We start from the raw sequence: 16754 nt of genomic DNA on the forward strand, positions 1-16754 counted from the left end.
GCTCAGAGAGCCTTCAACCACCGTAGCGTGGCTCCGGTAGTCCGTGCACGCCGATATTCAGCGCTAACAATGCACCGGCCAAAGGTTCTGCCGCCTGTTGCGCAGGCGTAAAACGTTGAGAATGGCTAGTGATAAATAGCGTGCCCAGGTCGTCGCCGCCAAAGGCTGGGCAGGTGGGATTGGTCACCGGCAATTGGATAATGCGATCCACCCGACCATCCGGCGCCAAACGCACGAGTTGCCCCGTTGCGACCATGCAGTTCCATACAAACCCGTCGGCGTCTACGGTCGCTCCATCGGGCCGCCCCTCTTGGTGTGTCCAGTCCTTAAAGATGCGTCGATTAGAAATCTCGCCCGCGTCAATGTCGTAATCGAAAACCCAGATCATCTGGTTATGTGTGTCCGCAAAATACATGCAGCGGTCATCGGGGCTAAAACTGATGGCATTAGGTAATACAAAACCATCCAGCTTGGCGGTACACCGACCATCGGGATCCAGCCGATATAAGGTACCCAGTGGATCCCGCTTGGTATCGTGCATACTGCCCACCCAAAAACGGCCGCGACGATCACATTTCCCGTCGTTCAGCCGCATTCCCGGCGCACCCTGCAACGGATCGGCGATCAACTGCTCGGGCTCGCCGCTAGCCGGGTCAAAAATAAACAAGCCCCCCGGAGCCGCCAACAAAAACCCGCCTTTTTCGCGCAAGGCCATTGATCCGGTGACAAGCGCTGGATGCAGGCGTTGAGCGGAGTGCATGCCGCTATGAGGCTCGTACGACTGTAACGCCGGCCGACGAACATCCACCCACCACAGACGCTGACTGCGCGCGCACCAAAGTGGTACCTCCCCCAGGATGTCGCCCGCGTGTACGGCAACATGAATGGGAACCTGAGTCTCAATCATGAAATCTCCTCGCTTCTTTCTTCGGTATCGAATTATTTGTATTTAGTCGCCGCCAGCGTGGCCAGGTCTATTCCCGCCGCGATGTCGGCCTTCTGCCGGTTATCGCCAGCGTCAATCTTCTCTGCCTGCAGCAACACACTCTCGGCATGTGCATAGGGGATAAACACCACGCCGGCCTCATCGGCCAAGACCAGATCCCCAGCCTCAACGGACACCCCGCCGATGCGTACAGATCCATTGATTTCTACGGTCTGCAGTCTCCATTTGCCTGTGATAGGCGTCACGCCGCGCGACCAGATCGGAAAATCACGTTCACGGCTGCTGTCGGGGTCGCGAAAAGAACCGTCGATAATGGCACCGGCGCAGCCCGCACGATGAGCGACGGCAGCAGATTGCCCTCCCATGTTCGACACGCCGATCAAACCCTCGATAACCACGACATCGCCGGGCTCGGCCTGGTTGTACGCCTCGTGCTCACCCATTGAGCTCTTGCCAGTCGCAGCCGCCGTGGTGGGGCTATCTCGACGCGCTACGTTCCGTACCGTGACGGCCTGCCCAATCATCCGACGCGATGCTAACGTGGGTTGCAACACCGACGCCGGGATTGCGCCGCACAGCCCCAGGATATCCATGGCGTCGGACACCGTACCTGTCAGATCCTCAAGCGCGGCATATCGTGCCAGCACGTCCGAATCCAGGCGCGGCAGTGTCGTATAACGAATCGCTTCGGGCGGAACACGCCCCGTTAGTGGCTTATCAATCATTTCGGGTCGAAGGCGTCAATGAACTCGCGGCAAGGAACACGTTGAAGCCACGAAGCGTAGCGCCAGACTTAAGAAACCCATAGATTTCAAATGCTGGGATTTTTCCGTTTTCCCAACATCTCAAACTATCGCCGCGCTATGCTGCCGCCATGAGATACGGATCCCTCATGACGAATCACAACGACCGAGGGTCAAGCTTGGGGCGCGCTTTTGCCATTCTTGACTTGTTTACGCTCGAGCACCCGGTCTTGACCGTTGAGATCGTTACAGAGCATCTGAAGTACACGCGGTCGATGGCCTATCGTTATCTGCGAGAGTTAGCCTGCGCCGGACTGGTGACACCCACCGCACCCGGCGTTTTTAGTCTAGGGCCGAGAATTATCGAGCTGGAACGTTTGATGGCGCTGACCGATCCGCTGTATCGGGCCGGTCTTGAAGTCCTGCACGAGGCGCCAAGCAACTCTGCCCTGCTGCTGCACAATCTGTACGAAGACAAGGTGCTGTGTATCCTCAATGCAGGTCCGGACACACTGGACTGTAGTGGGCAACGCATCACGATCCGCCGCGCCCGTGGCATACCCTTTCCGTTATTTCAAGGCGCCGCATCGTTAGCATTACTTCCCTGGCTATCAGCACATCAAATTCGCGAGACTTACTTGCAGAATACAAAAGCCATCGCCAACGCAAGGCTGGGCGACAACTGGGAGGAATTTCGACGATCTATGATGGCAGTGCGTCGCACGGGATACGCGACCAGCCACGGAACCATCACTCCGCTCGTCAGCGGTGTGGCCGTCCCGATTCTGGCGCCTAGCGGCAGGCTGCTGGGAAGCCTGGCCCGTGCCATGCCGACCGAACTCTTACAGAAAATCGGAGAAGCGCAGGTGGCAGATGATCTTTATCCGCTGGCACAACGTATCGCAAAAACATGCGTGAGCGCATCAGCGCGGGACGTCGCGCCGTAATCCACCGCCCTACTACCGTGTTGCATGCTCCCTCTGATCCTCACAACCTTGACATGTGATCAACCAACTAGTAGATTGATGTGATTATCAATGCCATCATGGCGGCCCGAGTGCGTTTGCCACGTGCCGTTGCATACCTTTTACGCAAATCGACCCCATCCCTTTCCATGAGCCTCGAACTATCCCCCAGAGCCACCGAGATTGCCGAGCACACAAAGCTATTGCTCGCCGCGGGTGGCTATAACGGATTCAGCTATGCGGATATCTCCGACAGAGTGCATATCGGCAAGGCCAGTATCCATCACCATTTTCCGAGTAAAGCGGAACTGGTGCTTACCGTGGTTTTGAAGCATCGCGAGCAATCCCGCGAAGGGCTGGCCGCGCTCTCGCAGCAAGTCAATGACCCGCTGGGCCAACTCACGGCGTACACCGATTATTGGGCCACGTGCATACGCGAGGGTACGGCGACCATGTGCATCTGCGCGATGCTCGCGGCGGAGTTGCCCATGATCCCGCAAGAGATCGCCGACGAAGTACGCGGCTATTTTTCGGACCTGACGGCCTGGATCGGAGCCGCCCTGGAAAAAGGGGTCTCGACGGGTCAGTTTCAGCTGCGCGAGAGCGTAAATGTCGAAGCACAAACCTTTATGTCGACCATTCACGGCGCGATGCTGACGGCGCGCGCATTCGGTCGGCCTGAAGCATTTTCGTCCGTCGCCCGAACGGCAATCGACCGTCTGCAGGCGCCCACCGACCGGGCATGAGTCGAGGGTTGTCCGGAGCGCGCCCACGTGCGATTCGGCGCGATGAATCCGACCTCGACCGTATAGGTAAATCCCAAAGACCAAGCATAATAGGCAAGCAGTCAAAAGCCATGGCGTTACCATGGACACGGAACTAGCAGGGAGAGAGATGGATGGAGTTCAAGGACTACTACCAGACACTGGACCTCAAGCCAGACGCCTCGGATGACGAGATCAAGCGCGCCTACCGCAAGCTTGCCCGCAAATATCATCCCGATGTCAGCAAAGAAAGCGACGCCGAAGCACGCATGCGTGACATCAACGAGGCCTACGACGTGCTGCGCGACGCGGAGAAACGTCAGGCGTATGACAAACTCGCCAGCGGCGCTTCGCCAAACGGGGAGTTTCAGCCGCCACCTGGCTGGGACGAGGGTTTCGAGTTCCGTCACACGGCAACGCCGGGCGAGGAAGCGCAATTCAGCGAGTTTTTCTCCTCGCTGTTCGGCGGTCGTCAGCGGCACTCTGCGCACCAGAATTTTCGGGCTCGTGGCGAAGACCATCATGCCATCATCGAGATCGACCTCGAGGACGCCTTGAAAGGCGCCACGCGCGACATCAGTTTACGCGCGGTACATCTGGACGATCAGCACCAGCCACAAATGCAAACACGCACGCTCAGTGTGCGTATCCCCGCTGGTGTGCGCGAAGGCCAGTACATCCGCCTATCGGGCCAGGGCATGCCTGGACATGGCGGCGGCGAAAATGGCGACTTGTACCTTGAAGTCCGTTTCAAGCCTCACCCGCGCTATGCGGTGGATGGACGTGACCTGACCATGACATTGCCCGTCGCGCCTTGGGAGGCGGCGCTGGGCGCCAGCGTCAACGCCCCCACGCCTGGCGGTACGGTAGAAGTCACCATCCCGGCAGGGTCGAATAACGGCCGCAAACTGCGGCTGCGCGGCCGAGGAATTCCGGGTAATCCCGCCGGAGACCTGTACCTGATACTCGAAGTCATCCTGCCGCCCGCCGATACTGACGCCGCCCGGGCCGCTTATCAAAAAATGCAGCAAGACCTGCCCTTCAATCCCCGCCGCCACTTGGAGGAATGAGCATGAAAACAGTAGTCATAGCCACCAGCGACACCATCGTGGGCAAGGCGCAACCGTTGAGCGCGGATGAACTGGCGTGCGCCTGCGGAGTCGAGGTGCAATGGATCGCCCAATTGGTGTCGGTCGGTATCGTCGAGGCGACAGGCGCGCAGCCAGAAGACTGGCGTTTTCACAGCGAGGATCTGAGACGTGCACGGGAAGCTCGTCAACTCGAACGAGATTTCGACGCAAGCTTGGATGCGGTCGCGTTGATCCTGGACCTGAGTCAGGAGGTCCGGCAGTTGCGGGCCCAACTGCAGCGGACTAACAGGTATCCCGTTTGATAAGCGATCAGTAATTCCAGAGCAGTGTTGCCTGGTTGGCACCCAACACCTGACAGCGTACAGGTAGGTAAGTCGCTAGTTCGCGGTGATCCCCGCCGTCTCCACCACTTTGGTCCATTTCGCCAGATCGTCCTTCACGATTTGGGCCAACTCGTCAGGTGATCGATAACTTGCGTTGGAGCCTTGTGCATTCATCTGGGCCTTGAACTCCTCGGAGGTAATCACCTTTTCCATGGCGGTCGTCAGTTTCTTCACGACGTCGTCGGGCATGTTGGCAGGGCCAAAGACTGAAAACCAGGCCTCGAGCTGAAACTCTGGCAGGCCGGCTTCAGCCGTGGTCGGTATATTCGGCAACTTGGGATGTCGTTGGCTACTGGTGATGGCCAGGGCACGCAATGTGCCGGCCTCCAGATGAGACATCGCCGTGGGCGGCGTCGTGATGAACATATTGATGCGGCCCGCCAGCAAGTCCTGCATGGCGGGCGCGGCGCCGCTGTACGGTACGTGCACGATATCAACACCAGTCTGGATCTTGAAAAGCTCACCGCCCAAGTGCTGGATAGAACCGACACCGGAGGACGCGAAGTTGATCGTGCCGGGCTTTTCCTTGGCGAGATCAATGAGATCCTGCAACGTTTTGGCCGGAGAGCTCGCGGGCACGAGAATCAAATGCGGACCGCGGATGACTTCGGCGATAGGCGTGAAATCCTTGATCGGATCCCAGCCCAGATCCTTGGTCAGTACCGGATTACCGGTATGGAATCCTTCGTACGAAAGGACCAGCGTATAACCATCCGGTTTCGCTCGCGCGATGTAGGCGTTCGCGATGCTACCGCTCGCCCCGGCACGATTTTCTACGATCACGGTCTGGCCTAGCTCGTCTTTTAATTGCTTGGCCAATGCGCGGCCCGCAATGTCGGTGGTGCCGCCGGCGGCTACTGGAATAATCAAGGTAATGGGACGATTCGGAAAATCGTCTTCGGCGGCATGCGCACCGATAACCGTTGCCAGCATCAAGCTAGCGACCATCGTGCGGAATAGTTTTTTAAGCATATGTCTCTTCCCCAGAATATTGTTTGCATGAGAGTCACGCGCGCTTGAACCTAGAGCACAGGAGAATTATGCTGACCATCGAGCCAGTCTTCTATGGCTTTTCTCTTGTATCAGCTATGCTTTTTTAGTTTAGAAAGTATGCGGTCAATACTCAATGCACCTCAAGATGCAGAGGTACGGGGGCTGAACTTGCTGCCTCTTGCAGCACAGGGCGAATTTGCGCAAGTACGGCACGACCCTCACGGGTGAGCGGCCGATTCAGTGACGTCGCGATCATCAGCCGAGTTGCCAGCTCGGGGGAAACAAGGGGCGTCGCCCTCAGCTTCCCCGCTTTGACTTCAGCCGCCACGGCGGGCATCGCCAATACCGTATGGGCAATCCCCGCGATCGCGACTTCTTTCATCAAGGTCAGCGTATCAAGCTCGTACTGAATATCCAGCGACGCCTTGACCTTGTTCATTCCCTGGTCCAGCGTACGGCGCAGTCCGTGCGAGTGGCTGGGCAATGCCATGGGCAGGCCATCAAGCTCGGCCAGGGAGACGCTGTCGCGCCCTTTGAAGCCAGCCTTGACGATAAGCCGCGGATGCGACACGAGAAACAGGCGCGCCGTCGCAAGAGGATCGACCGCAATATGCTGCGACCGCCTGGCGTCGTGCAAGATGGCGATGTCCAAGCGGCCGTCGACCATCCACTCATGGACGTAACCACTGTAGCCAGTCAGGAAATTCAACCGGATACCCGGCGCAACGGCACGCAGTTTTTGCAGCAACGGCAATCCAATAAGAGACATCACCGTGGGCGTGAGGCCGATCGTGATCGCGCCGCAAAGCGGACGTTCGGCAGCGAGGCCATCCGCAGCCTGTGCAAGCTGTTTCAACAGCGGCCGAACACGCTCGGCAAAGAGTTCTCCCTCGGGTGTCAGTGTGACCCCGCGGCCATGTCGGTAAAACAGTTTGGCGCCACAGTCCTCTTCGAGGCGTTGCACCTGACGACCCAACGCCGGCTGTGCCACGCCAATCGTGCTGGATGCCCGGGAAAAACTGCCGTAGTCAGCCACCAAGAGGAAATACTCTAGACGCTTGAGATCCACATATCACCTTTTAAAGGATATCTAGCCCGGTGTCGCACGCTGGCTGGGAAGCACCGCATTCAGGCTGGTCGCGACCTCGATGAAGTAGGGTTCGTCGGCAGCCAACCCGCGTTCGATGGCGGAGTCGACCTGATCAAGCCGATCGACCAACTCGGACGGTACGCCGAAGCTTCGAGCCATGGCCACAAAATCCGGGCTGTTGATGTTCGTTCCGACATAGCGTCCCGGATAAGTACGATCCTGGTGAATTCGGATCGAACCATAGCAATGGTTATTCGAGAGAATGAACAAGATCGGCAGTTTTCTATCCACGGCCGCCATCATTTCGTTGCCCGTCATCATGAACCCGCCGTCGCCGACCAGGCAAACCACTTTGTCCCCGGCGTTACGCAGTTGTGCCACGATCGCGCTGGGCGTACCGTAACCCATCGCGCCTGAAAAAGACGCGATCAGTCGCTGCTCATCGTCAAAGGCAAAATGACGATAAACCGGCGCGGCAAACGTGCCCGCGTCCAGACAGATTTTCACCGACTTCGGCGACTGCTTCTTGAGCGAGCGCACCACTTCGACAAAAGGCACACCGTCCGATACCTGGATGTTGGGCCAGGCGGCGTATTGCTCCTGGATCCCGCGCAGCGTACTGACCCACGATAGCCGTTCGTCATCGATGGATATGCCGAGATCACTGTCGAGCAGCGCCTCACAAAGCGCAGCAGCATCGCCAACGATGCCGACATCGGCCGCGAAATGCTGATTCACAATCTCGGCATCGGCAATGCAATGCACCAGTTTTTGCGCGGGCCGCGGATATCGCGGGAACGTATAGCCTTGCGTCGTCACATCGCCCAGACGCGTGCCCAACGCAAGGATCAGGTCGCTGGACGCAAAGGCCTGCATCTGATGTTCGGGATTCGCCAGATCCAGATTACCGGCATACAGCGGATGGCTATTCGGAAAGAGATCATGCCCCCGAAACGACACGGTGACCGGCAAGTGAAATTTCTCGGCCAACGCTTTCAGTGCCTGCCTTCCCCCTTCCCGCGCCAGCGCGCTGCCTGCGATGATCAACGGACGCCGGGATCGTTCGATCAATGCCCTGACCTGAACCACATCCGCCGGATTGGGACGCGTCGGAATGGACTGCTGCGACACCCATGCATGCTGTGCGACCTCTTGTTGCTGAATATCCTCGGGAATGACGAGGACGACGGGCCCCGGCACCCCCGACGTTGCGACGCGTATCGCCTTGAATGCGGCGACGGCGAGCTGCTCCGGCTCGATGACCTCGCAAACCCATTTGGCGATCGATCCATACATCTGTTGGTAGTCGATCTCCTGAAAAGCCTTTTTGCGCAAATCCCGTTTGGGGACCTGGCCGACAATCAGGATCATCGGTGCCGCGTCCTGCTGTGCGGCATGAAGGCCAATCGCGGCATTCGCCGCCCCCGGTCCCCTACTGACCATGACCACGCCAGGTCGACCGGTGAGTTTGCCATCTACCGCCGCCATAAAGGCCGCCCCGCCCTCGTGACGGCAGGTCACCACATCGATATCACTGAAATCGCTCAGGGCGTCCAACACACCCAGATAGCTTTCACCAGGCACCAGGTACACACGGTCTATTCCATTGTTGGAGAATACGCGCAGCAGCGCATGAGCAGAGGTCGATCCAGGAGTGGCAGTCATAAGCGTTATCAGGGACGTTGGTAGAGCGTGCGAAGCACCGAGGCATTATTGTGTTCAACGCAAGCGTATTGAACAATGGCATAGCTTTTATATCAGCTATGCCATTGAGGCACTACAGATTTACGATCTTCGCGGCACGACAGATCTGCGGTTTACGTAGTTTCTGATGCTCTCGCCTAAGAAACGCCGTCGGCAGCGGCCGCAATGAAAACGCCGGGCAGCAAGCCCGGCGTTTTCTTCACTCACCTTGCCAGAGGCGAGTTGCCGTCAGAATGGGATACCCACCTTCAGGGAACCGCTATTGCTCGAGGCGTGGCTCGAAAACTCACCCTCATACTGCAAGCGCACATCGACGCCGCCTTTGGTCGAGATCTGCAGGCCTGCCCCGACGCGTGCCACCGAGTCATCGATCGGCAGCGAGGTCTGGAACCCGCGGCTGCCACTCGGCGCGCCGGAAAAGCGTGCCTGCGTTTTCCACTCGTCGTCGGTCAGGAAGGTCGCGCCGACATAGGCGTAGGGTCGCACAGTCGCCCCCTTGAGATCCACTCGGCCACCAAATTCCAGGGTGGGCGAGAAGGCGAACGTGGTTTGATCGCTGCCATCGATCTTCAAGGCGACGTCGCTGCCGTTTTCGCTGTAACCCGGCATACGAGCATAGATCGCATCGATGTCCATGTAGGGCTTCAGGTAGAACGAGGGGAAGGCGAAGGTGCGTGCCACCCGCAGGCGCGCAGCGGCGCTGTAGACGTCGGGATCGCTGGAGGCCGAACCGCCGAATCCAGGCACACCGACCTGCCGCTTGGTGTCGTAGTGGCCGTAGCTGCCGCTCAAGCCCGCCGCTAACAGCCATGGGCCGATTTCGTGCTTCAGGGCAACGCCCAGGAAGCCGGTATCGCCCGAGCTGCCGACCCGTCCGCTATCACTGCGCAGCGAATCATTTTGATAGGCTGCAGACACACCCACAAACCAGTTCTGCGCGACCTTTTTCTGGACGCCCACTTGATAGGTCGTGTTGTCACCCGAAAAACCGGACACATCACCCTGGCTGCTTTGGCGCGACTCACGATGCGAAATCTGTCCCCAGACGCATTCGCTTTCGCCGGTCATCGCATCCGTGTCCTTGAACGTGGGGCAACTCATCAAGGTGCTGCCGAAACGTTGTATGTTGGCCTGCGCTTGGGTGGCCGGCGCCAACATGACATCAGGCGACAGATTGGAGAGCAAGTCCCGGTAATTACCCGACCCTTGCTCGGCTACGTTATCCAGCGCCGCGAACAGTTTGCCGAATTTGCCCGGCGCGCCCGCATCCCAGATCTCCTGGAAGTGACCGGCGATATCGGCCTGCCTGGAGCCCAACTCCAATGCCGGCGCGTCGAAATCGGCCCCGTCGACGGACAACTGATATTTCTGGCCGTCACGATAAAGCGCGTAATCGAAAATCGGCGATTCTCTGGGTGCCAACTGGCCTGTGGCATCGCCATCGACAGCCAGCACGGTAACGCGACGCCCGGGTAGCAACGACAGAGCCGCGATGTCGAGCTTGCCGTTGAGTCGAGCGTTGCCCTTCACATGCAGCAGATCGGCACTGCGGTGTTCAAAATCGGCATTGACCACCAGGGTGCCCTGCGAGCCTTGCGTGAAGTCGCCGGAAATCGCCGTGCTGTCGACGATGCTATTGTTGCCGACAATCAGCGTCCCCTCGTTGATCACGTTCGCATCGTAGCGTCGGGCGCCCACCAGAACCCCACTCGAGACCGGCGCAGCGACCTTCGCGGTCATCGCGGTCATCGCCGCCGGGCTGACAGTGCCGGCACCCACGTTGGTGACCGTTCCCGCCGCATTACTGTCCAGATTGGACATCAAGATATCGCCGACGATGACACCCGCGTTCTGTAGCGTCAGGACACTGCCTGCGCTGGTGCTACGGGTACCGTCATAGCGTATGGCAACGCCCGATGCGGCCGAAACCTGCGCACCCGCCACCACGGACAACCAATTCTGGTTGCCCCCTACCAGCCACATACCCGCCCCTTTCTCGCCAGTGCCGCCAGCCACATTGCCATTGATCGTCAGATCCATTCTGCCATCGGCGGAGGGTCCCTGGCTCTGGGCAAATATCCCCACGGCATTGTTGCCTGTCGCGGAGACATTGCCATACTGAGTCACGTGGATCAAACCGCCGCTTCCTGTGCGGTCGACACCGGTGGGGCCTGCGGATGCAGTCGACGAGTCGCCGCGCAGTCCGCCCCCGCCGCCGATCGATTGGGCCAGAATGCCAAACGCATTCTCACCTTCGGTGACGATGTCGGCGTTGACGGACACGGTCACGGCAGCGCCATTGCCCCCGCCCGCGTCGGAGCCACCATCGGCGGCCGATGGCGACACGCTTAGCGTGGCGATCGAGGGATCGCCCGCGATGCCACCCCCGCCGCCGATCGACTGCGCGACGACACCATGCGAACCACGGCCCTCTGTGTAGACCTGAGACCCTTGAGCAAGGGTCACCTTCGCCTCGCCGCCATGGCCGACCGCGTCGCCCTGACCGCCCAGTGTCACCTGCGACAGCCCGACGCCAGCGCCGCTGGTCGCGATACCGCCGCCACCGCCTATCGATTGCGCGACCAGGCCAAAAGCGCGATCGCCGGTCGTACCAATGCGCAAGACGGCATTGTCGACCGTGACCGTTTGCGCGTTGCCATAGTCAGTGCCGCCCACGACGATGTCTCCGGCCACACTGCCGCCATCGGCTGGCAACGTCATCCCCGCCACCCCGCCGCCGCCGCCGATCGATTGCAGCACCACGGCATGAGCATCGGCGCCATCTGTCACAATCGTCTTGGATCCATACAACCTGACCTTGCCTCCGTCCTGGGTATGAGATGAATCGGAAGATTGTGCTCCCCCTACATTCATCTTGATACCCGTTCCGGAAGCCAGAACCGCAGCGAGGCCCCCGCCCCCGCCTATGGATTGGGCCAGGATGCCGTACGCGCCATCGCCGGCGGTAACGATGCCTGTCGTTTCGGCACCATCCACTCGCAAGGCAATGTCGCCGCCATACCCGTTGCTACCGCCACCGCCACCCACTTTTACGGCACCGACGGTGGGCGAGGACATATCCTCCGTATCTGAACTGATATAGCCTGCCCCGCCGCCGCCGCCGATCGATTGAGCGAGCACGCCCATGGCCCAATCGCCGCTCGTGCTCACCGAGCCTAGTGCCGCGACCGACACGGCGTCCTGCTCTTTCAAAGGATTGCTATTGCCAACCGCTTTCTCCGACTGTCTGGTGTCGTCGTCGTCATCGGACGTGTCAATGTCCTCCATGTCGCCGGGATCTCCGCCGACATTCAGGTACAGCAACGATTCAGTAGGAAGCGCGCCACTGGGATCGCTAGTGTCATCGCTGCCCAACGATTTCACCGCAGCGCCCGCAACGCCACCGCCGCCGCCGATCGATTGGGCCACCATGCCATGCGATACGTCGCCCAGAGTTACGACATCGTTGGTGTTCTGTAGAGACACCACACCGGCATCACCACCGTCTCCACCGCGCCCACCGAGATGCACGGTGAGTTGGGCGGTCGTGTGCTCGCCTTCGTTGAGGCCACTCTCCCAGGGATACAGTGACCGGGAGGCACCCACTCCCCCTCCGCCGCCGATAGACTGTGCCAACAGGCCAGGCGAGAAATCCCCCTGGGTGCCGATGGCAAAGTCGCCTTCGACGAGAACGTTGCCGCCGTCGCCACCCGCGCCGCCATGACCGCCAATTTCCAGCCCCGTCGTAATGTTGAGGGGCCTGAAAGCGCCCCAGACCCCCTTCGGGTTGGAGATGTCGTTGATTCCACCTACCCCCCCGCCGCCGCCTACGGATTGCGCGATCAATCCGGTGGCCAGATCACCCTTGGTCAAAATCTGAACGGACGAGCAGTCCTTCCCATAACCACAGGCCGCCACGGTCCCGCCGTTTCCGGCGTTGCCACCGTGACCGCCCAGCGACAGCACCAGTGAGTAGTCCAGGATGAACGAGTTCGCACCATAGTCGGCGGTGCCGCCGACACCACCACCGTTGCCTATCGACTGCAGCACCACGCCGTGCGAACCGTCACCCGAGGTCTGCACGATGGTGTCGCCGTGGGCCGCGAAGTTGACCGCACCGCCATGGCTGCCATCACCACCGTTTCCACCCTTGCTCGAACCGACATTCAAGGTGCCAGAGAACAGAGCGGTCCCAACGTTGCCTATGCCCCCCCCACCGCCGATCGACTGTGCCAAGACGCCATATGCCATGCCGCCCTGGGTCACGATGGACGAACCATCCAGCAGATTGACATCCGTCTGCCCGCCCAAGCCGCCGGCGCCGCCGGAGCCGCCAACGGAAATTACGCCGGAATACAACGACGTTTTGCCGCCGGCCGAGGCAAGGCCGCCTTCACCACCGCCACCGCCGATCGACTGCGCCACGATGCCGTCAGCGTAGTCGCCTCTCGTGTTGATGTCGCCCTGATTGTTGACGGTGACCAGACCGCCCTGTCCGCCTGCGCCGCCCTTGCCACCCACGGCAACCGACATCCGGCCACTGGTGCTGAATTTCAGCCGTTTGCGGTTGTCCTTGAGGTGGTTTACAAATGACGTGAGGCTATTCAGTATCGAACCATTATCGGCCCCGACAGAGCCTCCCAGGCCACCGCCGCCGCCGATCGATTGCGCCATGATCCCATCGCTATTGCGGCCCAGCGTCGAAATAGTGCCCGCGTTCTGTACCGTCGTGGCCGCCCCATCGCCCCCTCCGGGGCCGTTTCTGCCGACGGCTACCGAGAGGGTCAGCGACGGCAGTGCCGTTCCAGGTTTGGGTCTGATCTGCCCCCCAATGGAACCCACCACGGCGACGCCCTGCGACTCACCGCCACCACCACCCACCGATTGCGCAACGATCCCCCGTGCGCCTGAGCCGCTGGTGACAATGTAGCTGGCCGCGTCCTGATTCACGTTGACCAGACCGCCACTGCCGCCCACATTACCTTTGCCGCCAACGGCAACCGATGCCGACACACTGGCATACGTGCCGAAGGCATAACGCGTGGAATAGGCCGCGCCACCCGAGCCGCCGCCGCCACCGATCGACTGCGCCAGTACGCCCGTCGCATAGTCACCTGAGGTCGAAATGGGGCTTTTCGTCATATTCACATCGACGGCCGCGCCATCGCCGCCCACACATACGTCATCTGCGCACTGGCCGCCAACTGAGGCCTGTAACTGCACATTCACGGTACTAGCGGTACCAACCGCCAAAGAATAGATAGAGGAATCTCCCCCGCTTCCGCCCCCGCCACCGATCGATTGGGCGTGAATGCCACGTGAATATTGGCCAAAGGTCGTCAAAGCGGTATTGGAGATATCCACATTGACATCGCCACCGTCGCCGCCCGCACCGCCCGAGCCGCCAAAGGCTAGGTTGACCGGGATGGTGACGCCGAACCCCCCCTCTACCGGTATGCCAAGAATGGCGTTGTCTATTACCGAGTTCCCGCCCGTGCCGCCGCCTCCACCGATCGACTGAGCGAGAATGGCGGTAGAAGCATCCGCGTCCTTGGGAGCTTCGTCTTCAGTTTCGGAATTGTCATCGTCCCCGGAATCGTCGTCCCCCGAATCGTCGTCCCCGGAATCCTCATCGTCGGAATCATCATCGTCGCCGCCGCCGTTCATAATGTCGTCAATCACATCGGCTACGGCGGCCACATCAGCCTGGCCGAGTGTCGTGATCGAACTGTTATCTAAATTCACATTGACCGCGCCTCCATCGCCGGCTACGCCGCCGGTGCCGCCGACGCCCATGTTCAGGGCGACTTCGATGCTGACCGAGGCGGTGATAATGCCGCCTCCCGCGCCACCGCCGCCGCCGATCGATTGCACTTCCAGGCCGCTGGCCATGCCGCCTTCCGTCTCGATATGCAGGTTTGATCGATCGACCGTGACGGCTCCGCCTGAGCCGCTTCCGCCGCCATCACCGCCCATCTGGAAAGTCAGGTCGGCAAGACCGCCACCGATTGCGCTGCCGCCAGATCCCCCGCCCTTGCCCACCGATTGGACCAGCATGCCCTTGGCGGCAGCGCCCGTGGTGCTGATGCTGGCGTGCTCACTGCCCGACACCGTGACCGCGCCGCCGTCGCCACCGCCCTCTCCAGCGCCACCCACGCCGATACCCGCAACGATCGCCAAGTCAAAGGCAGAGCCACCGTCACCGCCCCCGCCACCGATCGACTGCGCGGCAACGCCGTGCGCGAACCGGCCCGACGTGGTGATCGTGCCGATGGACGTGACGTCGACCTCGCCACCGTTGCCACCGGCCTGACCTTGTCCGCCCACGCTCAGGATACCCCCGGTGCCGGNGGNGTCGCCGCCGCCTCCTCCAATTGACCGGGCCACCAAGCCTTTTGCGGCATCCCCCCAAGTGGCGATCGAGCCCGTGTTAGCGACTGACACTTTGCTGCCGTCGGCATCCTGTGCCGCATCGGACGTTCCGCCAATCGCGATGATGCCCCCGGCGGCTCCAGCCGCCCCGCCACCGTTGGCGATCGACTGGGCCAAGATGCCATGTGACGCGAATCCGCTAGTGTCGATGATGCCGGAATTCGATACCGTCACCTCGCCGGGATTGCCGCCCGCCTGGCCATCGCCGCCGACTTCCAGCACTAGGCCGGCAGCCACACCGCCAGCGCCGCCGCCGCCCGAAATCGATTGCGCCAGGATGCCATATGAGAATGCGTCCGCCGTATCGATAGAGGCACTGTTGGCAACCTTCACGTTGCCGGCGTCGCCGCCATTACCGCCATTGCCCGCCCCTCCGCCGATGATCCCCACAAAGTCACCTCCCGTGCCGCCACCACCGCCCAACGACATCGCGACCAGGCCGCTGGCAAAGCGGCCTTTGGTGATAATACGCGCCGTCCTATCAGTCACGACCTGAACATCGCCGCCATTGCCACCGAATCCACCGCCACCGGTGCGGCCGGCCACGGCCAAGTTGTCATCCCCGTCGCCGCCTTCGCCACCGCGACTGATGGCCACGACACCGTTGATCCCGTTGCCCGACGTCGTAATGTCGTAGGCTAGCCCACCCGAGAGCGACACGTTGACGGAACCCGCGTTTCCCCCGTCGCCACCGACATCGCCGTTCGGGCCCTTGCCGCCCTGCCCGCCTAAGCTGGCGGCGCGAACGGCGGCACCCGTGCGAATGACGTCCTCCACATCAACATCCTCGCCGCTATCGACCTCCTCGCTCGTGACATCGACCGAGATGCCACTATTGACATTGACGGTGACCGTGCCACCGTGACCGCCCAGGCCACCCTGATCGTCGTTATCTTCGGAGTAAAAGCCCTCGGCACCGTCGCTCTCGGCCAGGATGCCGTAGATTTCCTGGCCCTCGGTCTTCGTGTTGACACGCAACTGCAGTACGGCGCCCGTATTGTGATCGACCTCCACGGTGCCGCCTGAGCCAGCATTGCCGTTCAAATGACCGCCAAAGCCGCCAAAAGACCAGGCCCGAATACCGGTGACCAGGTCGGCGGAACTCTGGATCGGCGCTTGTGCGCCAATCTTGATCGCGCCGTTGTTCACGACCTTTGCCAATTGCCCCGCGCCGCCGGCTCCGCCATGCTGATTGTCGAACAGCGCACTATTTTGCCGGCCGCCCGCACCACCGCCGCTTTGTGCAAGCACCCCTTCGAAATTGCGGGAAATCGTGCCGTCGACTTCGTATTGCGCCGTCCCGTTCACCGTTACCCGGACGTCGTTGCCGTTGGCACCGGTGCCTCCATTGGAGTCATTGTCATCGTTGTCATCGAGTTCGCCGGCACCGCCTTGCGATATGCCGGTGATAAAGGCACGCGGCGTGGATGCAGAACTGTTGACGTTCACCGCCATCGTGCCAGAGCTTGTGATGGTGACACTGCCGACGCCACCTCCCTTGCCGGCGTCTTCGCCCTCACCGCCAAACGTCTGACCGAACAGCACTCCGCGATAGGTATCGAAGTTCGACGATACGGTAAACGTCGCACCGGTATCGTTGATCGTGACACTCGGGCTCGCACCGCCGTCGGTGGTGCCATTGC

Annotated in this window: 10 protein-coding genes; 4 read left to right on the forward strand and 6 right to left on the reverse strand. The window is 60.7% G+C overall.

Annotated features, from left to right (window positions below; translation table 11 throughout):
• Positions 1 to 13: 13 nt before the first annotated feature.
• Together ACNAZS_RS02420 and ACNAZS_RS02425 are read right to left on the reverse strand one after the other, a co-directional pair.
• Entirely contained in the window at positions 14 to 907 is an 894-nt protein-coding gene (locus ACNAZS_RS02420) for an SMP-30/gluconolactonase/LRE family protein (protein ID WP_415785781.1), read from the reverse strand.
• Between the two features lie 32 nt (positions 908 to 939).
• The gene (locus tag ACNAZS_RS02425; protein WP_415785783.1) at positions 940 to 1671 is read right to left on the reverse strand and encodes an RraA family protein; all 732 of its coding nucleotides are present in this window, start codon (positions 1669 to 1671) and stop codon (positions 940 to 942) included.
• A gap of 167 nt (positions 1672 to 1838) precedes the next feature.
• On the opposite strand from ACNAZS_RS02425, the gene ACNAZS_RS02430 reads away from it, so the two are divergent.
• The 4 genes from ACNAZS_RS02430 (at position 1839) to ACNAZS_RS02445 (ending at position 4811) form a co-directional block, all read left to right on the forward strand.
• Positions 1839 to 2636 carry an IclR family transcriptional regulator gene (locus tag ACNAZS_RS02430; RefSeq protein ID WP_415785785.1) on the forward strand — a complete coding sequence of 266 codons (798 nt, stop codon included), beginning with the start codon at positions 1839 to 1841 and terminating at the stop codon, positions 2634 to 2636.
• Positions 2637 to 2803: 167 nt separating this feature from the next.
• Complete coding sequence (locus ACNAZS_RS02435; protein WP_415785787.1) at positions 2804 to 3400, forward strand: TetR/AcrR family transcriptional regulator; 597 nt, start codon at positions 2804 to 2806, stop codon at positions 3398 to 3400.
• Positions 3401 to 3552: 152 nt separating this feature from the next.
• A complete protein-coding gene (locus tag ACNAZS_RS02440) occupies positions 3553 to 4488 on the forward strand; it encodes a DnaJ C-terminal domain-containing protein (RefSeq protein WP_415785789.1) in 936 nt (311 codons plus the stop codon).
• Positions 4489 to 4490: 2 nt separating this feature from the next.
• Positions 4491 to 4811: a chaperone modulator CbpM gene (locus ACNAZS_RS02445; RefSeq protein ID WP_415785791.1), complete on the forward strand. Its 321-nt coding sequence runs from the start codon at positions 4491 to 4493 to the stop codon at positions 4809 to 4811.
• Positions 4812 to 4886: 75 nt separating this feature from the next.
• On the opposite strand, the gene ACNAZS_RS02450 is transcribed toward ACNAZS_RS02445, so the two are convergent.
• The 4 genes from ACNAZS_RS02450 to ACNAZS_RS02465 form a co-directional block, all read right to left on the reverse strand.
• Positions 4887 to 5864: a Bug family tripartite tricarboxylate transporter substrate binding protein gene (locus ACNAZS_RS02450; protein WP_415785792.1), complete on the reverse strand. Its 978-nt coding sequence runs from the start codon at positions 5862 to 5864 to the stop codon at positions 4887 to 4889.
• Positions 5865 to 6015: 151 nt separating this feature from the next.
• Positions 6016 to 6954 (reverse strand): LysR family transcriptional regulator, encoded by a 939-nt coding sequence (locus ACNAZS_RS02455; RefSeq protein WP_415785794.1) that lies wholly within the window; start codon positions 6952 to 6954, stop codon positions 6016 to 6018.
• Positions 6955 to 6975: 21 nt separating this feature from the next.
• Positions 6976 to 8640: a thiamine pyrophosphate-dependent enzyme gene (locus tag ACNAZS_RS02460; protein ID WP_415785796.1), complete on the reverse strand. Its 1665-nt coding sequence runs from the start codon at positions 8638 to 8640 to the stop codon at positions 6976 to 6978.
• A 267-nt stretch (positions 8641 to 8907) separates the two neighbouring features.
• The gene (locus ACNAZS_RS02465; protein ID WP_415785798.1) at positions 8908 to 15006 is read right to left on the reverse strand and encodes a hypothetical protein; all 6099 of its coding nucleotides are present in this window, start codon (positions 15004 to 15006) and stop codon (positions 8908 to 8910) included.
• Positions 15007 to 16754 lie beyond the last annotated feature (1748 nt).

Origin of the sequence: Bordetella tumulicola, assembly GCF_965138755.1 — a bacterium.
GTDB lineage: Bacteria > Pseudomonadota > Gammaproteobacteria > Burkholderiales > Burkholderiaceae_B > Bordetella_A > Bordetella_A tumulicola.